At 60.6% G+C, this 4,709-nt stretch carries 6 protein-coding genes and 1 pseudogene; all 7 read right to left on the bottom strand.

The features are described from left to right. Positions 1-428 (bottom strand): paraquat-inducible protein A (locus tag KBT70_RS04605; RefSeq protein WP_296629346.1); only part of this gene is annotated, 428 nt, incomplete at its 3' end. 83 nt (positions 429-511) lie between these two features. Beyond that, entirely contained in the window at positions 512-883 is a 372-nt protein-coding gene (locus tag KBT70_RS04600; RefSeq protein WP_296629344.1) for a hypothetical protein, read from the bottom strand. Positions 884-886: 3 nt separating this feature from the next. Then, positions 887-1,633 (bottom strand): ATP-binding cassette domain-containing protein, encoded by a 747-nt coding sequence (locus tag KBT70_RS04595; protein WP_296629342.1) that lies wholly within the window; start codon positions 1,631-1,633, stop codon positions 887-889. Then, positions 1,626-2,108: a hypothetical protein gene (locus tag KBT70_RS04590; RefSeq protein ID WP_296629339.1), complete on the bottom strand. Its 483-nt coding sequence runs from the start codon at positions 2,106-2,108 to the stop codon at positions 1,626-1,628. The genes KBT70_RS04595 and KBT70_RS04590 overlap by 8 nt, the downstream gene beginning before the upstream one ends. After that, positions 2,105-2,890, bottom strand: coding sequence for an ABC transporter permease (locus KBT70_RS04585; RefSeq protein WP_296629337.1), 786 nt, complete (start codon positions 2,888-2,890; stop codon positions 2,105-2,107). The genes KBT70_RS04590 and KBT70_RS04585 overlap by 4 nt, the downstream gene beginning before the upstream one ends. Continuing rightward, complete coding sequence (gene alr / locus KBT70_RS04580; RefSeq protein ID WP_296629335.1) at positions 2,887-3,924, bottom strand: alanine racemase; 1,038 nt, start codon at positions 3,922-3,924, stop codon at positions 2,887-2,889. The genes KBT70_RS04585 and alr overlap by 4 nt, the downstream gene beginning before the upstream one ends. Before the next feature lie 290 nt (positions 3,925-4,214). Then, positions 4,215-4,709: pseudogene (locus KBT70_RS04570) on the bottom strand (ABC transporter substrate-binding protein); the annotation flags it as partial.

The following is a 4,709-nucleotide window of genomic DNA, read 5'->3' as shown; positions in this document are numbered from 1 at the left end:
GGATTGTGGCGGTGTCTGAGGCTGATCGCCAGAGAGGCGAGGATGCAGGCGGTAAAGAGATAGAGGCCCCAGGCCACTTCGAGCCGAGCGAGGCCCACGCCTTTGACCACGATGATATAGAGCGCGATGAGGAAAATATCGGCCATGGCGAGTTTGCCCAAGAGGTGCAGCGCGGGCAGGGCGCGGGGGGAGAGAAGACCGAAATCGAGAAGGGCCAAGCCGATGGTCTTGAGATAGGGGGCGAAGAGGGCAAAGACCGTGACCAGAAGGGCCAAGTAGACATCGCTCTGCCAGAGCGCTTGCAGGCCCGAGATGACGGAGATTTCCGAGAGGCCAAAGAGCGGCAGGTCAATCCCTGCGCGCAAGAGTGGCGCGAACCACGCGAGGGGGAAGAGGAGAAGGAGAGAGAGGTTGGCGTATTTGAGCATCAAATCTATCTACTCGCCCTCCGCCGGACGTTTCAGGTAATTCAAATACGGAGACGCCGTTTTATTGAACGAGATCTCGTAGGTCAGCATAAGACAGCGCCGACGATAGCGGACATAACAAGCAGGTCACCGAGCATAGGTCTTTTGCCCCAAACACATTTTACCCAGTCGTAGAGCGTGCCCACAAAGAGTAACACAGAGAGCAACGCCGCAAACTGATAGGAGTGAAGCTTTGGTAGAAGGCCCGTCAATTGCAATCCGCTCCAGATCGTCCAGAGCGCGGCAAAAATCATACCTAAGACAGCGTGTTTGGAGTCACGAGAGCGGTGCCAATGCTGCCAGAGTGCAAAGCCAGCAAGAACGGGAATCGCCAAGATCAGCCACGCGAAGATCCTAATTCCCAGACCAATTTCGGGCTGAAGGATCGAATAGGAAAGCTCTGCCGCTTGGTTCATATTTCACCGCACTGCCTCGATTGGTCCCTCGGCCCTGCCGTGGATGAACTGGTCGAGATAGGGATCGCCGGAGTGGTCCATCTCGGACACGGGGCCGGTCCATTTGATCACGCCGTCATGCAGCATGGCGACATTGTCGGCGATGGCGCGCACGGATGTCATATCGTGGGTGATGGTCATGGCGGTGGCGCCCATTTCGGTGACGATTTCGCGGATCAGGTCGTTGATCACGCCGGCCATGATGGGATCAAGGCCGGTCGTGGGCTCGTCAAAGAAGATGATCTCGGGTTCGGCGGCGATGGCACGGGCGAGGCCTACACGCTTTTGCATGCCGCCCGAAAGCTCGGCGGGGAATTTATCGGCGACATCGGGTTTGAGGCCGACACGGCGCAGTTTCTCGATGGCGATCTCGCGGGCCTCGGACAGAGGCCGCTTGAGCGAGCCGCGCAAGAGGCGGAAGGCGACGTTTTGCCAGACCGGGAGCGAGTCAAAGAGCGCGCCGCCCTGAAAGAGCATGCCGAAGCGGGCGAGAAAGGCGTCGCGGTCGCCGCGTGTTACGTCCTGCCCATCCAGGGTGATGGTGCCGCTGTCGGGGCGGACAAGGCCAAGGATACATTTCAGCGCCACGGATTTGCCGGTGCCCGAACCGCCGATGATCACCAGAGAGGTGGCCGAGGGAATGGTCAGGTTCACGCCGCGCAGGACACGGTTGGAGCCGAAGGCTTTGTGGACGTTGTGAAGCTCAATCATTCTTTATCTCATAGTCTTCAGCCTGAGGACGACGAGGCCATGCTACCAATGCCGTTTCGGAGAGAAAATCAGCAGTGACGTCAGAAGATTTAAGGATGGTGTCACCATTTAAAGAGATAATGTAACTGGACCGATGCCAGTATCGCTTATTCTTTGCCATCGGGTTTAAGGAATGAAGGCCAAACCATCGGTCGAAATTGGTTTCGCGGGATGTCGAAACAAGCGTACATGTCTCATCCTTACAAACGAAACCTTGATCGCTCAGGACGGCAAAGGCCTGCAGGCGCGTCTGACCATTCAGGAGATTGAAAGTTGTCAGTTCAAGCGTCGCATCAACGCCAACTTCGCCATCTGTGCGACAGGAATTAAATTCATGGACCAGTGTGCCGGTTTTTCCCAGCAGATGGGGTAGGCCGCAAGCTGCATGCAGAGGTGTTGCGACCGTAAGGGCGGAGATCAGAAAGCCCAGTTTCATGACGCGAAAAACAGTTCTGTCAGGAGGTAGTTGGAGGCGAGGATAAGCACGCTGGCCGCCACCACCGCGGATTTGGTGGCGCGCCCCACGCCCTGCGCGCCGCGGCCCGAGTTCATGCCATAGTAGCAGCCCATCAACGCCACGATAAAGCCGAATGCCGCGCCCTTGATGAGGCCCGAGACCACATCCCAGGTTTCCAGAAAATCAATCGTGTTGTGCAGATAGGTGGCGGCCCCGAAATCAAGCCGCCCGATACCCACGAGAAACCCGCCCATGATGCCAAGCACATCGCCCACGCCCACGAGGACCGGCACGGCCAGCGTCGCCGCCAGCACGCGGGGCAGGGTGAGGTATTTCATCGGGTTGGTGGAGAGGGTGGTGAGCGCGTCGATCTGCTCTGTCACCTTCATCGTGCCGATTTCGGCGGCGATGGAGGAGGCCACGCGCGCGGCGACCATGAGGCCGCCCAGCACGGGACCAAGCTCGCGGGTGAGACCGATGGCGACAATCGAGGGCACCACGGTTTCGGCATTGAAGCGCGCGCCGCCTGCGTAAATCTGAAGCGCCAGAGCGCCGCCCGTAAAGAGCGCCGTCATGCCGACGACGGGCAGCGACAGCCAGCCGATCTGCACCAGCGCATGCAGGAATTCGCGCCAGTAGAAGGGGGGGCGCGCCAGATGGCTGAGCGTGTCGCTGGCAAAGAGCGTGATCCGCCCCATGGACGCCAGACCCGCCAGCACAGTGCGGCCAATCGAGGCCAGAAAACCAAGGATCAAATTCATCCGCCGATATAGCGCCGCGTATAGCGCGCCCCCAATGAGGTCAGGATTTCGTAGCCGATGGTATCGGCGTTATCGGCCAGCGTGTCGATGCTCTGATGCGGCCCCAAGAGTTGCAGGCTGGCGGGATCGTGGCCGAGGTCGGTGATGTCGACGCAGATCAGGTCCATCGAGATGCGGCCTGCGATGGGGCAGGGGGTGTCACCCGCCCAAAGTCTGGTCTTTGGCCCCATGGCGCGCAGGATGCCATCGGCATAGCCTGCCGCAACGGTGGCAATGCGGGTGTCACGGGGGGCGGTGAAGCTGTTGGCATAGCCCACGGTTTCACCCGGCACGAGATCGCGGCATTGGATCACGGGAATATCGAGAGTAACAACCGGGTGTGCCCCCTCAAACGGGCGTCCGCCATAGACGCCGATGCCGGGGCGGGCGAGGTCAAAGTGATAGGCCGGATCGAGCAGGATGCCGCCGGTATTGGCAAAGCTGCGCGGCACGTCGAGACCGTCGGTCATGTCGCGGAACGTGGCAAGCTGTTGCGGATTCATGGCGTGATCGGGTTCATCGGCGCAGGCGAGGTGCGACATGATCAGCGCCGGGTTCTGGGCGAGTGCAATCTGGCGCAGCGCGGCCCATTCGGCGGGTTCCATCCCCAGACGGTTCATGCCGCTGTCAAGCTGGATGCCAAAGGGATGGCCCGGCAGCGCCTCGACGTGGCGGATCATCTGTTCGAGCGAATTGATCATCGGAATGAGCGCGTGATCGCGGATCATCTCGGCATCCCCCGGCATGTGACCGGAAAACACATAGATTGCGGGGACTGCGCCCAGAATGTCGCGGATCGCCACGCCTTCTTCAGCCACAGCGACAAAGAAATGCCGTGCGCCCGCGCGGGCAAGGGCCGGGGCCACGCGGGCGGCCCCAAGACCGTACGCGTCAGCCTTGACCACGGCGGCGGTATCGCCGGTGCAGAGCGCATCCAACGCGCGCCAGTTGGCCACGATGGCGTCAAGGTCGATGGTCAGGGTTGCGGTGCTCATGGGGCGGGTTTTGACAGGCTGGGCGGGGGCGTCAAGGGGAAAGGCATGCGCACCTCCGGAACACAGAGCCCATCCCCCGCGCCCCGATGGGTTGCAGGCGAAAACACGCTTGGGGGAGGGGGTGCGCTGCGGATCAGAACCAGCTCTGAACGCCGCGTGCCGCCCCCGATATATCCCGTCCCACACCATCGACAGTGGCGCAACCGGCCAGCATCGCGATTAAGGAGAGCGCAATCAGTTTTCGCATGGGTTTGCCTGTCATTTGCCTGTGTCTGCTGCGATTTTTATTATTATTCTTGGAACCACCATACCTCGGGGAGAAAGCCAATGCCATCCCCATAGATCGGCAAGCGGTCCACTGGGTATTTCAACTGTGACTTATGCGCAATACGACCCACGCTGTATTGATGGATCGGGATTACGTAACGCCCGGCGGTCAGCACCCGGTCGAGCGCGCGGGTGGCGGCGACAAACTCGGCCCGGTCGCGGGCGGTCAGCATGGCGCGGATCATCGCCTCGGCGGCGGGGGATTTCATGCCCATCAGATTGCGGCTGCCGGGTTGGTCGGCATACTCCGCCCCCCAATAGAAGGTCTGTTCATTGCCGGGGCTGAGCGAGAGCGAGCGGCGCATCATGGTGAGGTCGAAATCGAAATTCGCCTCGCGTTCGGCATATTGCGCCTTGTCGGTCATTTCGACCTTGAGGGTGATGCCAAGGCGCTCAAGCGCGCGGGCATAGATATCCATCATGGCGCTGGCCTGCGCCATGAGGCCGTCCTGTTGCAA

It is taken from the genome of Roseovarius sp. (genome assembly GCF_018066915.1).
In the GTDB taxonomy this organism is placed as follows: domain Bacteria; phylum Pseudomonadota; class Alphaproteobacteria; order Rhodobacterales; family Rhodobacteraceae; genus Roseovarius.
This window is presented reverse-complemented; position numbering and strand designations above follow the sequence as displayed.

What these genes read in the sequence shown, in the direction of transcription:
- KBT70_RS04595 (WP_296629342.1), bottom strand. Translation starts at nt 1,633, where the DNA reads ATGATTGAGCTTCACAACGTCCACAAAGCCTTCGGCTCCAACCGTGTC.
- KBT70_RS04590 (WP_296629339.1), bottom strand. Translation starts at nt 2,108, where the DNA reads ATGAAACTGGGCTTTCTGATCTCCGCCCTTACGGTCGCAACACCTCTG.
- KBT70_RS04585 (WP_296629337.1), bottom strand. Translation starts at nt 2,890, where the DNA reads ATGAATTTGATCCTTGGTTTTCTGGCCTCGATTGGCCGCACTGTGCTG.
- alr (WP_296629335.1), bottom strand. Translation starts at nt 3,924, where the DNA reads ATGAGCACCGCAACCCTGACCATCGACCTTGACGCCATCGTGGCCAAC.
- KBT70_RS04600 (WP_296629344.1), bottom strand. Translation starts at nt 883, where the DNA reads ATGAACCAAGCGGCAGAGCTTTCCTATTCGATCCTTCAGCCCGAAATT.